The organism is Acinetobacter sp. YH12041 (genome assembly GCF_013419975.1).
In the GTDB taxonomy this organism is placed as follows: Bacteria; Pseudomonadota; Gammaproteobacteria; order Pseudomonadales; family Moraxellaceae; genus Acinetobacter.
On the sequence record NZ_VOZC01000004.1, the window covers coordinates 144949 to 164734 of the forward strand.

General features: G+C 41.2%; 16 protein-coding genes and 1 tRNA gene. 11 read left to right on the forward strand and 6 right to left on the reverse strand.

The features are described from left to right. Positions 1-54 precede the first annotated feature (54 nt). Together FTU00_RS04550 and FTU00_RS04555 are read left to right on the forward strand one after the other, a co-directional pair. Positions 55-981: a DUF808 domain-containing protein gene (locus FTU00_RS04550; protein WP_180002271.1), complete on the forward strand. Its 927-nt coding sequence runs from the start codon at positions 55-57 to the stop codon at positions 979-981. A 48-nt stretch (positions 982-1029) separates the two neighbouring features. After that, a complete protein-coding gene (locus FTU00_RS04555) occupies positions 1030-1932 on the forward strand; it encodes a neutral zinc metallopeptidase (RefSeq protein WP_179992117.1) in 903 nt (300 codons plus the stop codon). Positions 1933-1981: 49 nt separating this feature from the next. Here the strand turns inward: FTU00_RS04555 and FTU00_RS04560 are convergent, their stop codons facing one another. Next, positions 1982-2536 carry a hypothetical protein gene (locus FTU00_RS04560; protein WP_180048186.1) on the reverse strand — a complete coding sequence of 185 codons (555 nt, stop codon included), beginning with the start codon at positions 2534-2536 and terminating at the stop codon, positions 1982-1984. A 216-nt stretch (positions 2537-2752) separates the two neighbouring features. Between FTU00_RS04560 and FTU00_RS04565 the strand changes: the two genes are divergently transcribed. Further along, positions 2753-4252, forward strand: a complete 1500-nt coding sequence (locus tag FTU00_RS04565; RefSeq protein ID WP_180048187.1) for a sodium:proton antiporter — start codon at positions 2753-2755, stop codon at positions 4250-4252. Positions 4253-4317: 65 nt separating this feature from the next. Then, complete coding sequence (locus FTU00_RS04570) at positions 4318-4614, forward strand: MGMT family protein (protein WP_180179242.1); 297 nt, start codon at positions 4318-4320, stop codon at positions 4612-4614. A 39-nt stretch (positions 4615-4653) separates the two neighbouring features. On the opposite strand, the gene FTU00_RS04575 is transcribed toward FTU00_RS04570, so the two are convergent. Both FTU00_RS04575 and FTU00_RS04580 read right to left on the reverse strand, forming a co-directional pair. Next, positions 4654-5094 (reverse strand): universal stress protein, encoded by a 441-nt coding sequence (locus FTU00_RS04575; RefSeq protein ID WP_180048188.1) that lies wholly within the window; start codon positions 5092-5094, stop codon positions 4654-4656. A 417-nt stretch (positions 5095-5511) separates the two neighbouring features. Then, the gene (locus FTU00_RS04580; RefSeq protein WP_180179198.1) at positions 5512-5925 is read right to left on the reverse strand and encodes a hypothetical protein; all 414 of its coding nucleotides are present in this window, start codon (positions 5923-5925) and stop codon (positions 5512-5514) included. A gap of 325 nt (positions 5926-6250) precedes the next feature. Here FTU00_RS04580 and FTU00_RS04585 point away from each other — a divergent pair. Next, positions 6251-6327 (forward strand) — tRNA-Met (locus FTU00_RS04585). Between the two features lie 204 nt (positions 6328-6531). Here the strand turns inward: FTU00_RS04585 and FTU00_RS04590 are convergent. From FTU00_RS04590 to gltA, 3 genes are all read right to left on the reverse strand, one after another. After that, entirely contained in the window at positions 6532-8157 is a 1626-nt protein-coding gene (locus FTU00_RS04590) for an NAD+ synthase (RefSeq protein ID WP_180179199.1), read from the reverse strand. 373 nt (positions 8158-8530) lie between these two features. Continuing rightward, positions 8531-9034 (reverse strand): hypothetical protein, encoded by a 504-nt coding sequence (locus tag FTU00_RS04595; protein WP_179992114.1) that lies wholly within the window; start codon positions 9032-9034, stop codon positions 8531-8533. A gap of 169 nt (positions 9035-9203) precedes the next feature. After that, complete coding sequence (gltA, locus tag FTU00_RS04600; protein WP_004782984.1) at positions 9204-10478, reverse strand: citrate synthase; 1275 nt, start codon at positions 10476-10478, stop codon at positions 9204-9206. A 1004-nt stretch (positions 10479-11482) separates the two neighbouring features. Between gltA and sdhC the strand changes: the two genes are divergently transcribed. The 6 genes from sdhC (at position 11483) to odhB (ending at position 19766) form a co-directional block, all read left to right on the forward strand. Beyond that, complete coding sequence (gene sdhC, locus FTU00_RS04605; RefSeq protein ID WP_034705238.1) at positions 11483-11881, forward strand: succinate dehydrogenase, cytochrome b556 subunit; 399 nt, start codon at positions 11483-11485, stop codon at positions 11879-11881. After that, on the forward strand, positions 11881-12246 hold the full coding sequence (sdhD, locus tag FTU00_RS04610) for a succinate dehydrogenase, hydrophobic membrane anchor protein (protein WP_004782980.1): 366 nt from the start codon (positions 11881-11883) through the stop codon (positions 12244-12246). The genes sdhC and sdhD overlap by 1 nt, the downstream gene beginning before the upstream one ends. A 12-nt stretch (positions 12247-12258) precedes the next feature. Continuing rightward, positions 12259-14157, forward strand: coding sequence for an FAD-binding protein (locus FTU00_RS04615; RefSeq protein ID WP_004782979.1), 1899 nt, complete (start codon positions 12259-12261; stop codon positions 14155-14157). A 14-nt stretch (positions 14158-14171) separates the two neighbouring features. Next, positions 14172-14882 (forward strand): succinate dehydrogenase iron-sulfur subunit, encoded by a 711-nt coding sequence (locus FTU00_RS04620; protein ID WP_004782977.1) that lies wholly within the window; start codon positions 14172-14174, stop codon positions 14880-14882. Between the two features lie 822 nt (positions 14883-15704). Then, positions 15705-18527, forward strand: coding sequence for a 2-oxoglutarate dehydrogenase E1 component (locus tag FTU00_RS04625; protein WP_005234618.1), 2823 nt, complete (start codon positions 15705-15707; stop codon positions 18525-18527). 18 nt (positions 18528-18545) lie between these two features. After that, complete coding sequence (odhB, locus tag FTU00_RS04630) at positions 18546-19766, forward strand: 2-oxoglutarate dehydrogenase complex dihydrolipoyllysine-residue succinyltransferase (protein WP_005234619.1); 1221 nt, start codon at positions 18546-18548, stop codon at positions 19764-19766. Positions 19767-19786: the final 20 nt, after the last annotated feature.

Genomic DNA, 19786 nt, shown 5'->3' on the forward strand with positions numbered 1-19786 from the left:
TATTTTTTTAATATTTTCATTAAAATATGTCTAAAGGTGATAAGGATAACAAGAATGGCGAGCAGCTTATTAATATTATTGGATGATATTGCGACTGTTTTAGACGATGTTGCCGTGATGAGCAAGATGGCTGCAAAAAAGACAGCAGGTGTCTTGGGGGATGACTTGGCATTAAATGCCCAGCAAGTCAGCGGTGTACGGGCAGAACGTGAACTTCCTGTGGTGTGGGGAGTAGCCAAAGGTTCTTTTATTAATAAGCTGATTCTTGTTCCTTTGGCTTTACTTATTAGTGTGGTTGCACCCTGGTTAATTAATCCTTTACTGATGATTGGTGGTCTATTTCTCTGTTATGAAGGCGTAGAAAAAGTCCTGCATAGCTTAAAGCATAAGAAAGCTAAGACTGAAGAAGATGCTGAGGCTGAATTCACTACGATCGAAACCGATTTGGCTACATTTGAAAAAGAGAAAATTAAGGGTGCGATCCGAACTGATTTCATTCTGTCAGCGGAAATTGTAGTGATTTCTTTGGGCACCGTGGCAGCCGCAGCTTTTACCACCAAGGTCATCGTACTGGCAGGAATTGCCATATTAATGACAGTCGGGGTGTACGGCTTCGTTGCCATGATTGTTAAAATTGATGATCTAGGTTTGTACCTGACTAAACAGGCATCCAGCTTCAAGCAAAGTATAGGCCGTGGATTGCTGGCTTTTGCCCCTAAATTGATGAAAACCCTGACGATTGTAGGTACGATTGCAATGTTCCTGGTCGGTGGCGGGATTATTGCCCATACCATTCCATGGTTTCATCATTTCACTGAAGATTCGGTTGAGTATGTAGAGCATATGCCTAGTCTGGGCAGTATCGTAGGGGCTGTTACGCCTACACTTATTAATCTGGTGATTGGTTTTGTGGCAGGGTTAATCGTATTTATCTTGATTGGCTTTATTCAAAAAATCAGATCGAAATCAAAGCAGGCATAAATCAGGCCCGTTAAAATAAGCTGACTTTAAACTATAAGGAATCTCACTATGCGCTGGAAAGGACGTCGTGTTAGTAGCAATGTAGAAGACCGTCGTGGTGGTGGTGCCAAAGCCGGTGGAATCAGTATTCTCGGGTTGATTATTGCTTTCGTGGCCTGGAAGTTTTTTGGCGTTGATCCACAGCAAGCCTATCAAACCACCAAGCAGGTCACGCAAGGGGTTTCTAGTGCAGAAACACGGGGTCTGGAAAATCCAACGCCAGAACAGCAAGAAGCGATCGATTTTGTAGGAACTGTGCTTGCCGATACAGAAGATACCTGGTCTCAAGTATTTCAGCAGCAGCTGAACCAGCAATATACTCCGCCTAAACTGGTTCTATTTAGTGGTGTGGTAAATTCTGGTTGTGGTACAGCGCAATCGGCCATGGGACCTTTCTACTGTCCGGCAGACCAGAAAGTTTATATTGATACGGCATTCTTTAAAGATATGCGTACTCAGATGGGAATTAGCGGGGAACAGAACTCAACCGAGTTATCTCGCAATGATCAGGCAGGCGATTTTGCTCAAGCCTATGTGGTAGCACATGAGGTGGGTCATCATATCCAGACCATTTTAGGTATTTCTTCACAGGTACAGCAGGCACGTCAACAAGCCACTCAAGCGCAGGGTAATCAGCTTTCTGTACGTCAAGAACTACAGGCGGATTGTCTGGCTGGGGTATGGGCTTATCATAACCATGAGCGTACGCAATTCCTGGAGCAGGGTGATGTACAGGAAGCCATGGATGCGGCACACAAGATCGGTGATGACTATCTGCAGAAAAAGGCCCAAGGCCATGTCGTACCAGACAGCTTTACGCATGGTACCAGTGCACAGCGGGTAAAATGGTTTAATACCGGTTTGAAATCGGGACAAATGTCTGCTTGCGATACTTTTAATCAAAATATCTAAAATTAAAGATCAAAAAAGGGGAGCAAATGCTCCCCTAATGATTGAATAGTTATTTTTCCAGAAAACGACTGAAGTTTTTCAAAATCTTGATACTGACAAATAAGGCAGCCAAGGCAAATAGCGAAATCGCAAAGAGAATATATTTTAAATTACTGATGTCATTATTATAAAATTGCTTCAATTCATTTCTGGAATAGCTGAGTTTAGTGATCTGACCAGTTCGACTATCTTGGAACTGAATATTTTCAATATAAAAATAATTTCTCACTTTAACTAAATTAACATTTTGAATCTGCCGGGTATGTGACTGGTTATAGTCATCAGTACATAGGGCAGTATAATGCTCACAGCTGATTTTTGCTGCATAACCATTTCCGGCAATCAGGATAAACAGCGCATTGTCTGGACGTTGATTATTAGACACCAGTACATATTGCGCTTTGGTGCTGCTTTTTAAAGGAATGCTCACGGCTTGCTGATAATATTGATCTGCTTTCAGGATCTCCTGAATTTTGGCAACACAAGTGAACATCAAGGAAAGTGTGACCAGAAAAATGACAGCAGCGAGACACAGACGGAATATAGTTTTGACAGTTTGATGCATGGAAGAAAATTTCTAAATAGAAAGGAGGAGTGAGCAATAAAGTGCTTTAAGGCTGTATGTTAAATCATCAGTTGTGAATATTGAAAAGAAACTTAACTTAATTCAAAAAAAAATGGGACTAAACTTGATCCGCTAAAATATACTGTTTTTTTAAATTTATATTTCAAGTAAATCTTTCAGCTCACGGCTGCAAATTGCCAAATCTTAGGAAACCTAATGGGAAGTTTCTTTTTTTTACAACTGTTGACGGTGGTCTTTGCTCTGTCAATTGCCACTACCATGTTCAACAAACGTGTTCTAAGTTTTCCTCAAGCCATTGGTGTGCCGATTGTTTCCGCTATTTTTGTCTTTATCTTGCAATGGTGCGCCAGCCTGTTACAGGGTAATCCATTTTTTAGCATCAATATTGATAATATTGAGAAAGCAGTTCGCCATGTCAATTTTTATGACTTCCTGATTAATGGGGTGATCTGTTTCATTCTGACTTCATCCGCATTGAAGTTTAAGGTTTCAGATTTACGCAATCACTGGCGGCCGATTGGTATTCTGGCCAGTCTGGCATTGGTTTTTTGTGCAGTTTTCTTTGGTATTGCGCTGTACGGTTATCAGTTCCTGATTGGCAACCATGTCGATATATTAGTCCTGCTATTACTCGGTGCTGCGCTCGGAGCAACGGATCCCATTGGGATTAAAGGTGTACTCAGTTCGGTACGCGCACCCCATCATTTGATCGTGAAACTGGAAGGTGAGTCGCTGTTTAATGATGCGATGTGTATTGCATTATTTATGACTTTACTGAATGTACTGCAAGGTGAAAACTTTACCGTACTCGCCGTCCTGCAAACATTGCTTTATGAAATTGTCGTGGCAGTCTTGATCGGGATCGGTTTTGGTCTGGCGATTCTACGTATTCTGCGCGGTAAGCATGAAATGGAATCACTGATATTAACTACTGCACTGTTGGCTTGTGGTTCATATCTGGTTGCTTTATTGGCGCATGCTTCTGCGCCAATTGCCTGTGTGATCGGTGGTTTGATTGTCGGGAATAAATGGAAAGAAATTCTGGCTGATGCAGATATCGGTGATGTAAACCATTTCTGGCATACGGTAGAGGGGATTATCAATTCCTTCCTGTTCACCTTGATCGGCCTGGAACTGTTCATTATTGATCTAAGCACCAGTCTGGTTCTAGGCGGAATTGTCGCTTTCATAATTCTGCATTTGGCACGCTTCCTGGCCAATTATCTGTCTTTTGCATTATTCCCTAGAATGCGTAAAAAAAGTTATAACGGCAGTTTAACCATTCTGTCCTGGGGCGGTGTACGTGGCGGGATTTCCTTAGCCCTGATTCTGGCAGTGGCCAATATTCCGCAACTGGAAGCGTATAGCAGTATTCTGATTGGATATACTTTTATTGTGGTGCTTCTTTCCGGAGTAGTTTGTGGTCTAGGTTTGCCAGCCGTAATGAATGCTTTCTATTACAACCCGAATGAAGAAACTCAAGGTTTTAAGGGCTGGTATCAGCGGATGTGCCACAAGATGAATCGTCGCGGTTTTCAGTATATTGTGGGGGAGGATGCGAATGGAAATGAAACCATCACCATCTTCCAGCCTGAGATGCTGATTGATAAGAAAGATGCCGATGGTGTAGCAACCGTGCATCATCCTGATAAAGTACAGGAAGTGAAACGTTTAGAAAATCCGGAGAATTTCTAATTGTTAGAATTTTCTATCAAGATTGAAAGCCTATGACATCAAGTGCAAGCCAGGAAATGGCACAAATGATTCTGAGTGTGGTCAGCCAGATTCCTTATGCGAAGGTAGCGACCTATGGACAGATCGCTAAGCTGGCTGGCTTGCCTAAACATGCACGTCTGGTAGGTAAGGTTTTAAGTCAGCTTGATACAGAAACCGATTTGCCCTGGCGTCGTGTCCTGAATGCTCAAGGTAAGATCAGTCTCAATAAACTGGATGAATATGGACATAATATTCAACAGCAAAAGTTAGGCGCAGAAGGAATTCTATGTGTTGGAAATCGGGTCAGCTTAAAGCAGTATCAATGGGATGGATTTGTCTGAAAGAGAAATCCCCACTTGATTGAAGTGGGGATTTTTTTATTATTTACGGATAACCATTACAGGAACATTGGCCTGTCCCAAGATGCTTTGCGCAACACTACCCAGGAACAGTTTCTTGAAGCCAGTACGGCCATGTGAGCCAATCACAATCAGATCAGTATCCAAGGATTCAGCTGCCTTGACAATTTCACTATAAATCACCTGACCTTCGAGTAGCTGGGTCTCTGCATCAATACCTGCCGCAGCAAATTTCGCTTTTGCTTCATCAAGTGTCTTCAGAATTGCAGTACGGGCACGTTCAACCAGGTCATTGGTTTGAGCTGCTGTAATGTATTCAGCAGCGATATAGGGATCAAGTGCCAGCACCTGAACCACTGTCACTTTACTGTTAAATGCTTTGGCAATTTCGACAGCTTTATCGACTGCAGCGTAGGAAGTTTCTGAACCGTCAACGGGTACTAAAATATGTTCAAATGACATTAGAATTCTCCTTATAGGAAATAAGTTTTATAAAAATATGACGCGTTAAAATCGTATACGAATTGTTGTTTATACTTTGATCATAACGCGTATTTTATAAAAATAAAACCAAGTAAATACCTCAGTATTATGTTTAACAAAGCAATAATTTTTAATGGTTGGTATATTTTATAAGTTTTTGATTTATATTTATATTTTGAGATTAAAATAATATGATTTTAGAATATTAATGAACTAACTTAAAAAAGCCATCTGATTTTAATACTGCGTTATTACCTGTAATTTTAGATTCAAAAAATCCCTGTTATATAAAACTATAGGAACAGGTTTAAAATTGAGATTTTAATAATGAAAAATCTATCAAACTGCATAAAGATAGACTGCTATTTCTAATAGTAACCTTCTATCAGCATAATTTTAGTGTTCTAAAACTTCCCTTTCCAAGGGTGGGTTAATACCGTTATTTTCTTTTTTAAATTGAGCACGATCTGTAATGGATTTCTCACATTCATTATAGTGATCAATTGCAAAGTTTTTAATTAAGGCGGAACGTCCAGACTGATCTTGGGGTATTTCATATTTAAACGCTTTTTCAGTAAGTTTTATACCAATCAGAGTATGGAGATCATTCGCTGTACCGTAGTGCTGTTTTATTTGCTGAATCATCCATTTCTGTGGTGCACCTTTCAGTCTAAAGAGCATGACTTCTTGAGCCAAACTTTTCACATCATCACATCCTGAAAAGCTGCTGCTTGGATGAATAACAGTTGCATTGGCTAAACTTATAAAACTCAATAGGAGCAGGCTTAGGTATATTTTGAATTTCGTCATCTTCAGTTTTGCTTTAATCCAGAGATGCTATTGGCCATATTTGGAAAAGTATTATAGCGATAGGAAAAGGTCCTAGATTCACTTTTTATTTTGTTTCTTCAGCAAGTTATTCTTAAAATTAAATATTATATGATACGACTTTGATTCAGATTTGGCTTTAAAAGTTGGTACCAATTTTTGTAGATTCTGTTATGGGATTTCGAATTAAATCATGATTTGTACAAAGTTTAAGAGTTTATGATTAATTTGCATAAAGACTGAACATTTGTGGTTTAAAATGCTTGACGATACAACCTGAAATTACGATAATGCGCACACAGTTTACGGCTATGTAGCTCAGTTGGTTAGAGCACCGCACTCATAATGCGGGGGTCACAGGTTCAAGTCCCGTCATAGCCACCATTTTTAAAGACCAAGCTCTCAGCTTGGTCTCTTTTTTTGTGCCATAAAAATATCAATAAAAAATTAAGAGAAAGTTCTTCTAAATATCTGTCTGTTTAAATTTTTGAATCTTCTTTTAATTTCTTAACCCTATTTATTGCTTAAAGATAAAAAAATGCCCAAGCATTTACTTGGGCATTATGGCTGATCTGGTTTAGTTAAAACTTAGATACCTGCTTTCCAACCATTAACGACCGGATAGCGACGTTCACGACCATAAGAACGCGAGCTAATACGTGGACCAATCGCACCCTGACGACGTTTGTATTCGTTAATATCCACCAGACGAATCACTTTTTTCACAACTTCAGCTTCAAAGCCTTTGGCAATGATGTCATCCTGGCTCAGATCTTCTTCAATATAAGCATAAAGAATCGCATCAAGCACTTCATAAGCCGGTAATGAATCCTGATCGACCTGATCTGGACGAAGTTCTGCTGAAGGTGGACGGGTAATGACACGCTCAGGAATCACAGGAGTTTCTGCGATGCTGTTACGGTATTTCGCCAGTTCAAACACAATGGTTTTATAAACATCTTTTAATACCGCAAAACCACCGACCATATCGCCATATAGTGTGCAGTAACCAACGGCAAGTTCAGATTTATTACCGGTTGCCAGAACCAGATTGCCGAACTTGTTAGACAGCGCCATTAATAGCGTACCGCGTGCACGTGCTTGCAGGTTTTCTTCAGTGGCATCTACAGGGGCATTGCCAAAGAATGGATACAGGGTTTGCAAGAAGCCACTTACAATCGGGTTAATCTCGGCAATACCGAAAGTTACACCCATGGTTTTTGCCTGTTCAGTAGCATCTTCTACACTGATCTGAGCAGTATAGGTATAAGGCATCATCACTGCTTGGACTTTGTCAGGGCCAATCGCATCTGCTGCGATGGCAAGAGTCAGGGCAGAGTCAATACCACCAGACAGACCCAGAATTACACCTGGGAAACCTGAACGCTGTACATAATCACGGGTTGCCATCACCAGACTTTGATAAATCTCGGCCATAGTTTCTAGCGCTGGAGTAATCGTGCCTTTGCTAAACTCTAATTTTTCTACATCATATTCAGCGATATACAGGCCTTTTTCAAAGCTAGGCGCCTGCAGAGCTACTTCGCCTGATTTATTGAGTACAAAGCTGGTACCGTCAAAGATGAGATCATCTTGGCCACCTACCTGGTTACAGTACACCAGATTGATATTCAACTGTTTGACCAGCGCAGCCATGGTATCGATACGGTGTTGCGGTTTGCCAACTTCATATGGAGAAGCATTCAGAACCAGTGCAGTATCAATATTCAATTGAGCCAGCTGTTGAACCGTAGATAATGACCAGACATCTTCACAGATCAGGACACCAAACTTGTGTCCCAGATATTCGAAGACCAGATGCTGATGTCCTTCACCAAAATAGCGTTTCTCATCAAATACACCATAGTTTGGCAATGTCTGTTTATTATAAACCCCTAAAACTTCGCCATCTTTCATAACGGCGGCTGAGTTATAGCGTTCACCATCTTCGGTTTGATTGACAAAACCAAAGACCATGACGATATCTTTTACTTCAGTCAGTTTTTCAAACGCCAGCTTTGTGCGTTTAGCCAGACTTGGACGAATTAATAAATCTTCAGCCGGATAACCTAAAGTTGAAAGTTCAGGGAAAATAATAAGATCAGCATTATCTTTTTTGGCCTGATTTGCCAAATCTATCATTGTCTGCGTGTTTGCATCTAAATTGCCCACATGTGGAGAGAATTGAGCAATCGCAATTTTAAAACTTTTCATTCCAATTAAGTCCTATTCCTATAGGTGAATACACTAAATCACTGATTTTTAAAATTCTAATTATCCAGCTGAGTGCAGTTTGATACGAACAAAATGCCAAATGGCCAAAATTAAAAAAGTCATGACCGCATGATCATTAAATCTTGATTTGCGAGCTAAAAATATCATACTTGGCTTATTTTATCGAAATTTGAGGTAGATGCTAGAGCTGTTTCAGGAGAATTGAAACAGATGCACAAAGTTATGGTCAAAAATGACTTATTATGGTGCTTTTTTATTCTGGTAAATGCACAAAAATACTCAATTGGATTTAAATAAGTTTATTTTTCATAAATAGAAATCAACAGAATACTTGAGTGAAAAGTATTCAATATCATCTGCTTATCTGATTTTTTAAAATAATATTGGGAATTTTTTTTAGAAAAATATCGCGTGCAATATCTCCCTGTTGTTCAATGTTATAGTCTAAAAAGGATTTGTTGGGATTAAATTGATATTTGTAAGGATTATATTTTCCCATACTTAAAAAATAAGCGGCTTGTAAAAAAGCGCCCTTAAACAACACATTAATATTCTGCTGATATTGATAAATATGCGCCATTTCATGAATGAAAAGCGCCTGATAAGAACGGCTTTCTTTAGAATAATCGTCCCGATAATTCAGGTTGCGGACGTGAATATAACCACTTGGTGCCATAATCACATGCTTGGATTGCCAAGGCAGGAAAGGGTGATTCATGACACGGACTGCTGAATAGTCAATCAGGTCAGCAAAGACTTGCTGGCAAAGCTTGATTTCCCCTGAAGTTAAGTTCCGGCTTTTAAACTGATCAAAACGAATCATTCTCAGGATGAAGGGAAGCAGGTAAAACAGCATTAAAACTCAATCCTTAACGATATAAGAGTAATTTCTAGAAATTTGCAGAAATTGAAAATTCTTCAGGTTTACTATTTTAAGTTTTTCACATCTTGGTTGTGTTGGTTTTTGTCAGTCATAAAAAAACCACCCAGAAGGGTGGTTTTTACGTCTTTCAACGCTAACCGAATTAACGGTTGATGTCGCGTTGAACTTCACCAGTGTAAAGCTGACGAGGACGACCGATCTTGTAAGGACCGCTGTGCATTTCTAACCAGTGGCTGATCCAACCAACTGTACGTGCAAGCGCGAAGATCACAGTAAACATTTCTGTTGGGATACCAATCGCTTTAAGGATGATACCTGAGTAGAAGTCTACGTTAGGGTAAAGGTTACGTTTGATGAAGTATTCGTCAGAAAGCGCGATACGTTCAAGTTCCATAGCAAGAGCAAGCTGTGGATCGTTGATGCCAAGAGCACCAAGAACTTCGTCACAAGTTTCTTTCATTACTTTCGCACGTGGATCGAAGTTTTTGTACACACGGTGACCGAAGCCCATGAGTTTAACTTCTTTAGTTTTCACTTTTTCCATGAAGCCAGCAACGTTTTCTACAGTGCCTATTTCATCAAGCATCTTAAGAACAGCTTCGTTCGCACCACCGTGAGCAGGACCCCAAAGTGCAGAGATACCAGCAGCGATACATGCATATGGGTTAGCGCCAGTAGAACCAGCTAAACGTACTGTAGACGTAGAAGCATTTTGTTCGTGGTCAGCGTGAAGCGTGAAGATACGGTCCATTGCTTTCGCAAGGATTGGATCTACTTTGTAGTCACGGTCTGCAGGAGTTGCAAACATCATGTACAGGAAGTTTTCAGCGTAAGTCAAATCGTTACGTGGGTAAACGAATGGTTGACCAACAGTGTATTTGTAGCTCCAAGCTGCCAAAGTAGGAATCTTAGCGATTAAACGAATCGCAGTGATTTCACGATGGTTAACATCTTCGATGTCCAGATTGTTGTGATAGAACGCAGACAACGCACCAACAACACCAACCATGATTGCCATAGGGTGAGCATCACGACGGAAACCGTTATAGAAGCGGCTTACTTGATCGTGAACCATAGTGTGGTTACGAACTTTAGCGTCGAATTCTTCTTTTTGCTCAGCTGTTGGAAGCTCGCCATTAAGAAGTAAGTAGCAAGTTTCTAGGTAATCAGCTTTAGTTGCTAACTGGTCAATTGGGTAGCCACGGTGTAAAAGAACACCTTTATTACCATCGATGAAAGTGATTTTAGACTCGCATGCAGCTGTTGCCATAAAACCAGGATCAAAAGTAAAGTGACCTGCAGCCAACACATCTTTAACGTCGATTACATCTGGGCCCAATGTGCCGCTGTAAATTGGTAATTCAATTTCTTTGCCATCAAGCTGTAAAACGGCTTTCTTGCCAGTTGCTTCAGACATTCAATAGATCTCCTGTCCTGGTGAATGTATATCCGAGTTGCCTATCAATCTTTTAATGCACAAAACGGACGGATCAAAAATTTGCTATAAGATTAGTGGCTACTGAAATTTTGTCAATTATACTTATGGATGAAAAATGACATTCTCACAGTGGTTTAGTCATTTATCTTGGTATAAAAAGTTTAATAAAATCACAGTACCAAACCTCTATAATAAGTCAAATTGAACAGAAGGTGCAGAAAAAAATATAGTCTTTGCCGTATTTGTAAGCGTTTTTTCCTAGCAAAAAATAAAGGAGAAATTGAGAAAATATTCTAAGACTGCAACTTAAAATTATATAAATCTCGTAACTTACATCGATTTCCTTAAGTTTTTACTTCAAACTTGAATTATAAATAAAAGCAATAAATTTTCTTTTTGGCTCTGTTTAATCGGCTAAAAAATAGCTCGTAAATTTGCTTCACTTTGTTTAATACAACTTAAACAAAAATAAATAAGTGTTTTTTTGAATATAAAATGTCTAAAAACATCAAAAAAACTATGATCTACAAAGAGATAAGTAGGTTTTAGTATAAAAATTCTAAATTGAGATGCCTTTATATAAATAGTCATTATTTATTTGTGAAATATATCCTTATGATTTTACTTGGGATTAATAAGGACTTAGGATCGAAATTATATTTTCGCTGTTCATCTTTAGTCTAAATCTACTTAGTCGAAGCTTGGCTAGATAACAGACTAAATTAATCAAGTTAATTATTAAAAAACAAATATCTAGAATGAGAATATGAAGATAAAGTAAGTGGGGGAGAACTTAAAGTTGTTGTTAATGATTCTTATTTAAAGGTTTTTTGTTCAAAAAGCCAAATACAGTTGTTTGTATTTTAATAGTTCACGTTTTATAATTCAGTGTCGTTTTATGTTTAGGCATGTATTTGCCTGATAATGCCAGCTTTCCTTCGAATTAATTCCAACAAACTCCGGATGGAGTTTTTAACTACAGGATGCCCGCTGTGAAAAGCAACAGACCTGTCAATTTGTCCATGGGTCAAGTTTTAGAAGTAAACTTAAAATCACCCGTGGCTATTGCATCAATTCTACACCGTCTTTCAGGTGTCATCGTATTTTTACTCGTACCGGTCCTTTTGTGGCTGTTGGATAAATCATTGTCTTCAGCAGAAGGTTTTGCTGAAGTGCAGGAAATCTTTAACGGTTTCTTTGTCCGCTTTATCGTATGGGTATTTGTAGCCGGCTTAATTTATCATTTGTTCACTGGTATTAAGCACTTACTTGCAGATATCGGCGTTGCAGAAGAACTGCAAAGCGGTCGTACTGCAGCTACTATTTCATTAATCTTGTCTGCAATCGGTATTGTTGCAGCATTTGTATGGATCGTACTCTAATGAAAAGTGCTACTGGTTTAACAGGTTCAGGTTCTCGTGATTGGTTTGTCCAACGCATCAGTGCTGTAGTTCTAGCTGTTTATACCGTTGTGGTGTTTGGTTGGATCCTACTGAATGGTGGCTTCAACTACGAGCAATGGTACGGCTTTATGATGACAGTTCCAATGAAGATCATGTCTTTGTTGGCAGTCTTATCTCTTGTTGCGCATGCATGGATCGGTATGTGGCAGGTATTCACTGACTATGTGACTACTCGTCAAATGGGTCCATCAGCATCAGGTTTACGCCTTGTACTGACTTCAGCAGTGATTATTGCTGTATTTGCATATGCGATCTGGGCAATCCAGATTTTTTGGGCGAATTGATAGGAAACAATCATGGGCGCTATAACCCCTAAAGAAGATTACACAAATATTCCACACGAAACTTTCGATGCAGTTATCGTTGGTGGTGGTGGTTCTGGTATGCGCGCTTCTTACCAACTTGCTCAAGCAGGTTTGAAAGTTGCGGTACTGACTAAAGTATTCCCAACACGTTCTCACACTGTAGCAGCGCAGGGTGGTATCGGTGCATCTCTTGGTAACATGCAAGAAGATAACTGGCACTACCACTTCTACGACACAGTTAAAGGTTCTGACTGGTTAGGTGACCAAGACGCGATCGAGTTCATGACTCGCGAAGCACCGCAAGTGGTATACGAATTAGAACATTTAGGTATGCCATTTGACCGTAACGCAGACGGTACGATTTATCAACGTCCATTTGGTGGCCACTCTGCAAACTACGGTGAAAAAGCAGTTCCACGTGCATGTGCTGCAGCCGACCGTACAGGTCACGCTCTTCTTCATACGCTTTATCAAAGCAACGTGAAAATGGGTACTCAGTTCTTTGTTGAATGGATCGCGCTTGACCTGATCCGTAACGAAGCTGGTGATGTACTGGGTGTGACAGCAATCGATCAGGAAACTGGTAAAATTGCCGTATTCCAGGCGAAAGCTACATTGTTCGCTACAGGTGGTGCTGGTCGTGTTTACCGTGCATCTACTAACGCATATATCAACACTGGTGACGGTCTTGGTATGGCAGCTCGTGCAGGTATTCCATTACAAGATATGGAATTCTGGCAATTCCACCCTACAGGTGTTGCGGGCGCAGGCGTACTGTTGACTGAAGGTTGTCGTGGTGAAGGTGCAATCCTTCGTAATAAAGACGGCGAACCGTTCATGGAACGTTATGCACCGACTCTGAAAGACTTGGCTCCTCGTGACTTCGTATCACGTTCTATGGATCAGGAAATCAAAGAAGGTCGTGGTTGTGGTCCTAAAGGTGATTATATCCTTCTTGATATGACTCACTTGGGTGCTGACACCATCATGAAACGTCTGCCATCTGTATTCGAGATTGGCAAGAAATTCGCGAACGTTGACATTACTAAAGAGCCAATTCCTGTAGTACCTACAATCCATTACCAAATGGGTGGTATTCCTACAAATATTCATGGTCAGGTAGTTGTTCCTGAGTCTCCAGAATCTGAAGCTCTAGTAACGAACTACGACAAGAATACTGATACCTATTCTACTAACCAAGAAGGTCGCAACTTCACGAAACCAGTGAAAGGCTTCTATGCGATCGGTGAATGTTCATGTGTATCTGTACACGGTGCAAACCGTTTAGGTACAAACTCACTGCTTGATTTGGTTGTATTTGGTAAGGCTGCTGGCCAGCACATCATCGACTACGTGACTAAACACCACGGTGATGAGTATGAACCGCTTCCTACAACTGTGCTTGAAAACACAATTAAGCGTGTTCGTAAGCTGGATGAATCAACAACTGGTGAGAATGCTCAAGAAGTTGCTGATGCAATCCGTGACATCGTTCAAGACCACGCGGGTGTATTCCGTACAACTGCGCTGCTTGAAGAAGGTGTAAAACAAATTCTTGCAATTGAGCCGCGTGTTCGCAACATTCACTTGAAAGACAAATCTAAAGTATTCAATACTGCACGTATTGAAGCTCTGGAAGTTGAAAACCTGTATGAAGTTGCTAAAGCGACCTTGATTTCAGCTGCTGCACGTAAAGAATGTCGTGGTGCTCACACTGTGGTAGATTTCGAATTACCACCAGATCACCCAGAGTATCCATATGGCCGTCGTGACGACGAGTGGATGAAACACACCTTGTGGTTCTCTGCTGATAACCGTCTTGAGTACAAGCCAGTGCGTTACAAACCACTTTCGGTTGATGCAATTCCACCGAAACCACGTACATTCTAATCAGGAGATTAAAGATGAGTAGAGGTACTCGTACATTTCATATCTACCGCTACGATCCTGATAAGGATAAAGCACCGTATATGCAAACTTTTAAGCTTGAACTGACTGATAAGCACCGTATGTTGCTTGATGCGCTTCTTGCATTAAAAGTACAGGACGAATCTTTGACATTCCGTCGTTCATGCCGTGAAGGGATCTGTGGTTCTGATGGTGTGAACATTAATGGTAAAAACGGTTTGGCGTGTCTTTGGAACCTGAACGATTTACCAAATGAAATCACGATTCGTCCACTACCTGGTCTTCCAGTAATCAAAGACCTTGTAGTTGACATGAACCAGTTCTACGACCAGTACAACAAGATTCATCCGTTCTTGATCAACAACCAGCCTGCACCTCCTAAAGAGCGTCTGCAGTCTCCTGAAGAACGTGAACACTTGAATGGTCTGTATGAATGTATTCTTTGTGCATGTTGTTCAACTTCATGCCCATCATTCTGGTGGAACCCAGACAAGTTCTTGGGTCCTTCAGCATTATTGAATGCATACCGTTTCATCATCGATTCGCGTGATACAGGTACTCAAGAGCGTCTGGCTCGTCTTGACGATCCGTTCTCTCTGTTCCGTTGTAAAGGTATCATGAACTGTGTATCTGTATGTCCTAAAGGCTTGAACCCTACTAAAGCAATCGGTCACATCCGTAACATGCTTCTAGATATGGCTGGCTAATTTAGACTGCAATAAACAGTTTTTCAAAAAGCACACCACTTGGTGTGCTTTTTGCTTTATAGGGCTCCATAAACGAACAGTGGTCGTGAAAACTGCTGTTATTGGTGCTGTATCTCATATGATCAAATCGGGTAATGAATCATTGCAGAACATTTTGGTCGGATTTATGCACTATTATGATGTTGTTTGAGGTATTTATGATTTTTAGATGTAATTCTGGACTGAAAAAGGTTTTCAATAATGTTATTATATAACGCAAAGTTGCAAAGGGAGTGGATTGGAAGATTTACTCTCTTTTTGTTTATCAAAAAGATGTAGGACTTTGGTCTACGCTGAATGTGTTTTTCATTTAAAGCTCCCTATGTTAGAGTAATTTCTGATAGAAGTATTTGACTAAAAAACATGCGTTCCTCGTCAAAAAAATCAATTGATTAGTCGAGATCGTGATAGCATTTAGCACAAGACTATATTTAAAAAATGTGTGGGCCGATGTACATTTTTTAAACACGGAAGAGGTTGAGAATAGTATATAAATGTAAGTCAAAGTCGCTTTAGAAAAAATATAGTTTAAATCTTTGTTTTTTCTAAGTCGATTTGCAAAAAATTGCTCGGTCACGATCGGGTATTCAATGAGTGATGATGCCGCTGAGGGGCGTTATTGTTCATTAAACATATCAAGAATTTTCTTGGTGTGGTGATAACGCCTCATGGCTTATGCCTTATGGGGGACTAATGTTGAATTATCAATTTGACATTACTAATCCTGGGTTTTGCTTAAAAAGCATCCTGAAAATGTTTTTGCAATAGGAAATGGGTCCACAAATGCAAGAAGTTGCTGACGCTCTGCGTCTTGACACTGAACTTTCCGCTGATAGTGCAGCGTATATTGAAGAACTTTATGAGCAGTACCTCACTGCTCCAGACTCAGTGGGTGCTGACTGGAGAGCGTACTTCGATAAATTCCCAAAAGGTGATCAACCACACAGCAATGTACGTGAGCAATTCCTACTTTTAGGTCGCAATTCAAGCCGTATTCAGCCTGTTATCCAATCGACAGTTAGTTCAGAGCATGAACGTCGTCAAATTGGCGTTTTACAGCTGATTGCTGCGTACCGTAACCGTGGCCACCAAAAAGCAAAATTGGATCCATTAGGTCTGGCTAAACGCGAAGTTGTGCCAGATCTTGATCTTTCTGCGCACGGTTTAACTCAGTCTGATCTGGACACTATATTCAATACCGGTAACCTTGCGATTGGTAAGGAAGCAGCGACTTTGGGCGAAATGGTCCAAGCGATGGAAGCGACTTACTGTAGCTCTATCGGTGCTGAATACATGCACATCGTGGATACCAAAGAAAAACGCTGGATCCAGCAACGTCTTGAAAGCGCACGTGGTCAATATGGACTAAGTGCTGATCAGAAAAAACATGTTCTTGAACGTTTAACTGCGGCTGAAGGTCTAGAAAAATACCTCGGTAATAAATTCGTGGGTGCAAAACGTTTTGGTGTTGAAGGCGGTGAATCTTTCATTCCTATGGTGAATGAATTGATCCAGCGTGCCGGTTCTGTAGGCTGTAAAGAAGTCGTGATCGGTATGCCACACCGTGGTCGTCTGAACCTTCTGGTTAACATCATGGGTAAAAACCCGGCTGACCTGTTTGGTGAGTTCGAAGGTAAATCACTACATAAAAAAGGTTCTGGTGACGTTAAGTATCACCAAGGTTTCTCTTCTAACGTAATGACTCCAGGTGGTGAAGTTCACTTGGCATTGGCGTTTAACCCATCTCACCTTGAAATCGTTGGACCTGTAGTTGAAGGTTCTGTACGTGCACGTCAAGTCCGTCGTAAAGACATTGGCGGTGATGACGTATTGCCAGTCATTGTTCACGGTGATGCTGCATTTGCAGGTCAGGGCGTAAACCAAGAAACCTTCCAGATGTCACAGACTCGTGGTTACACAGTAGGTGGTACAGTTCATATCGTAGTGAACAACCAGGTTGGTTTCACCACATCTGATCCACGTGATGCGCGTTCTACAGAATACTGTACTGATATCGCGAAAATGATTCAGGCGCCGATCTTCCATGTAAATGGTGATGATCCTGAAGCTGTGTTGTTTGTTGCTCAGCTTGCCCACGATTTCCGTCATACTTTCCGTAAAGACGTTGTGATCGACATGTTCTGTTACCGTCGTCGTGGTCATAACGAAGCGGACGAACCAGCTGCAACTCAGCCAATGATGTACCAAGTGATCAACAAAAAAGCGACCACTCGTACGCTTTATGCTGACAAACTGGTTCAAGAAGGTGTACTTGATCGTGCTACTGCAGATCAAATGGTTGAACAATACCGTTCTGATCTTGAAGCAGGTAAACATGTTGCCAATGCACTGGTTCTAGAACCGAACAAAAAAATGTTTGTAGACTGGACACCGTACTTGGGTCATGAATACACAGACGAGTGGGATACTACTTGCGATCTAGAACGTCTTAAAGAGCTTGGCCGCAAAATGCGTGAGCTTCCAGAAGGCTTCGTGATGCAGCGTCAGGTATCTAAAGTAATTGACGACCGTCTGAAAATGCAAACTGGTGAAATGCCGCTGAACTGGGGTGCTGCTGAAACTCTAGCCTATGCATCACTGCTAGATGATGGTTATCTGGTTCGTTTAACTGGTGAAGACGTGGGTCGTGGTACATTCTCACACCGTCATGCAAAACTGCATAACCAGGTAGATGGCTCAACTTATATTCCACTTTGCCATATCAAAGAGAACCAACCGCGTGTTGCGATCTATGACTCTTTATTGTCTGAAATGGCAGTACTGGCATTTGAATACGGTTACGCGACTACTCTTCCTAAGAGCCTGATCATCTGGGAAGCTCAGTTCGGTGACTTTGCAAACTGTGCACAGGTGGTGATCGACCAGTTCATCTCATCTGGTGAAACCAAATGGGAACGTGTATGTGGTCTGACTATGCTTCTGCCACACGGCTTCGAAGGTCAAGGTCCTGAGCATTCATCTGCACGTCTGGAACGTTTCTTGCAGCTATGTGCTGAAGACAATATGCAAGTGATGACTCCAACTACACCTGCACAGATCTTCCACGCGTTACGTCGTCAGGCAATCCGCCCGATCCGTAAACCAATGATCATCATGTCACCTAAATCATTGCTTCGTCACAAGTTGGCTGTGTCTAACCTGGAAGAACTGGCTAACGGTACATTCCAGACTGTGATCGACGAAGTAGATAACATCAACAAAGCAGACGTAACCCGTCTGGTATTGTGTGGTGGTAAGGTTTACTACGATCTGGTTGAAAAACGTCGTGAAAAAGAATTGAACAACACTGCAATTGTACGTATTGAACAATTGTATCCGTACCCAGAAGCACGTCTTGCAGAAGTTCTTGCTCAGTATCCAAACGTGAAAGAACTGGTTTGGGCACAAGAAGAACCGAAAAACCAAGGTGCTTGGTTGTTCATCGCGCCTCGTTTATATGACGATGTGATGAAAGCGGGCAAACAAATCCGTATTAGTTACGCAGGCCGTGAAGCTTCAGCTGCACCGGCGTGTGGTTCACCATACTTGCATGCAAAACAACAAGCTCAGCTCGTTAACGACGCTCTAGCGATCGATGCTGAATAATCCAGGAGATTCTAAATAATGGCAACCGAAATTAAAGCACCGGTATTTCCAGAGTCAGTTGCGGACGGTACGATCGCAACTTGGCACAAACAACCAGGTGAAGCAGTATCACGTGATGAAGTGATCTGTGATATTGAAACTGATAAAGTTGTTTTAGAAGTTGTTGCTCCTGCAGACGGTACAATTGCATCAATCGTTAAAAATGAAGGCGATACAGTGCTTTCTGCTGAAGTGATTGCACAGTTTGAAGAGGGTGCCGTATCTGGCGCAACTCAAACTCAAGCAGTTCAATCTGAAACTGAAGCATCAGTAGAGCAAGCTGCTGCAAAAACTGAAGCGGGTAATGCACCGATCGTTGAGCGTCAACAGGTTCAAGACCAGGCTCCAGCAGTACGTAAAGCATTGACTGAATCTGGTATCAATGCTGCTGACGTATCTGGTACAGGTCGTGGCGGTCGCATTACTAAAGAAGATGTTGCGAACCATCAGTCTAAACCTGCAGCGCCTGCTGCTGCACCGTTAAGCGTTGCGGTTGGCGAACGTATTGAAAAACGCGTTCCAATGACTCGTCTGCGTAAACGTGTTGCTGAACGTCTGCTTGCTGCAACTCAAGAAACAGCAATGTTGACTACGTTCAACGAAGTTAACATGAAACCAATCATGGAAATGCGTAACCAGTACAAAGAAGCGTTTGAAAAACGTCATGGTGCGCGTCTAGGCTTCATGTCATTCTTCGTTAAAGCTGCGACTGAAGCACTGAAACGCTATCCAGCAGTGAATGCGTCTATCGATGGCGATGATATCGTTTACCATGGTTACTATGACATCGGTGTAGCAGTTTCTTCTGACCGTGGTCTAGTGGTTCCTGTACTTCGTGATACAGACCGTATGAACTATGCTGAAGTTGAAAATGGTATCCGTGCATACGCTGGTAAAGCGCGTGAAGGTAAACTTGCGATTGAAGACATGACTGGTGGTACTTTCACAATTACCAACGGTGGTACTTTCGGTTCATTGCTTTCAACTCCAATCTTGAACACTCCACAAACTGCGATTCTGGGTATGCATAAAATCCAGGAACGTCCTATGGCAGTGAATGGTCAGGTTGAAATCTTGCCAATGATGTACCTAGCGCTTTCTTATGACCACCGTCTAATCGATGGTAAAGAAGCTGTAGGTTTCCTTGTAACAATCAAAGAATTGTTAGAAGAACCAGCTCGTCTGATCCTTGATCTTTAATTCTAAAGAATAAATCCATG

Excerpts from the sequence above, each read along its gene's own strand:
- FTU00_RS04550 (WP_180002271.1), top strand. The coding sequence starts at position 55 with ATGGCGAGCAGCTTATTAATATTATTGGATGATATTGCGACTGTTTTA.
- FTU00_RS04555 (WP_179992117.1), top strand. The coding sequence starts at position 1,030 with ATGCGCTGGAAAGGACGTCGTGTTAGTAGCAATGTAGAAGACCGTCGT.
- FTU00_RS04560 (WP_180048186.1), bottom strand. The coding sequence starts at position 2,536 with ATGCATCAAACTGTCAAAACTATATTCCGTCTGTGTCTCGCTGCTGTC.
- FTU00_RS04565 (WP_180048187.1), top strand. The coding sequence starts at position 2,753 with ATGGGAAGTTTCTTTTTTTTACAACTGTTGACGGTGGTCTTTGCTCTG.
- FTU00_RS04570 (WP_180179242.1), top strand. The coding sequence starts at position 4,318 with ATGATTCTGAGTGTGGTCAGCCAGATTCCTTATGCGAAGGTAGCGACC.
- FTU00_RS04575 (WP_180048188.1), bottom strand. The coding sequence starts at position 5,094 with ATGTCATTTGAACATATTTTAGTACCCGTTGACGGTTCAGAAACTTCC.
- FTU00_RS04580 (WP_180179198.1), bottom strand. The coding sequence starts at position 5,925 with ATGACGAAATTCAAAATATACCTAAGCCTGCTCCTATTGAGTTTTATA.
- FTU00_RS04590 (WP_180179199.1), bottom strand. The coding sequence starts at position 8,157 with ATGAAAAGTTTTAAAATTGCGATTGCTCAATTCTCTCCACATGTGGGC.
- FTU00_RS04595 (WP_179992114.1), bottom strand. The coding sequence starts at position 9,034 with ATGCTGTTTTACCTGCTTCCCTTCATCCTGAGAATGATTCGTTTTGAT.
- gltA (WP_004782984.1), bottom strand. The coding sequence starts at position 10,478 with ATGTCTGAAGCAACTGGCAAGAAAGCCGTTTTACAGCTTGATGGCAAA.
- sdhC (WP_034705238.1), top strand. The coding sequence starts at position 11,483 with ATGCCCGCTGTGAAAAGCAACAGACCTGTCAATTTGTCCATGGGTCAA.
- sdhD (WP_004782980.1), top strand. The coding sequence starts at position 11,881 with ATGAAAAGTGCTACTGGTTTAACAGGTTCAGGTTCTCGTGATTGGTTT.
- FTU00_RS04615 (WP_004782979.1), top strand. The coding sequence starts at position 12,259 with ATGGGCGCTATAACCCCTAAAGAAGATTACACAAATATTCCACACGAA.
- FTU00_RS04620 (WP_004782977.1), top strand. The coding sequence starts at position 14,172 with ATGAGTAGAGGTACTCGTACATTTCATATCTACCGCTACGATCCTGAT.
- FTU00_RS04625 (WP_005234618.1), top strand. The coding sequence starts at position 15,705 with ATGCAAGAAGTTGCTGACGCTCTGCGTCTTGACACTGAACTTTCCGCT.
- odhB (WP_005234619.1), top strand. The coding sequence starts at position 18,546 with ATGGCAACCGAAATTAAAGCACCGGTATTTCCAGAGTCAGTTGCGGAC.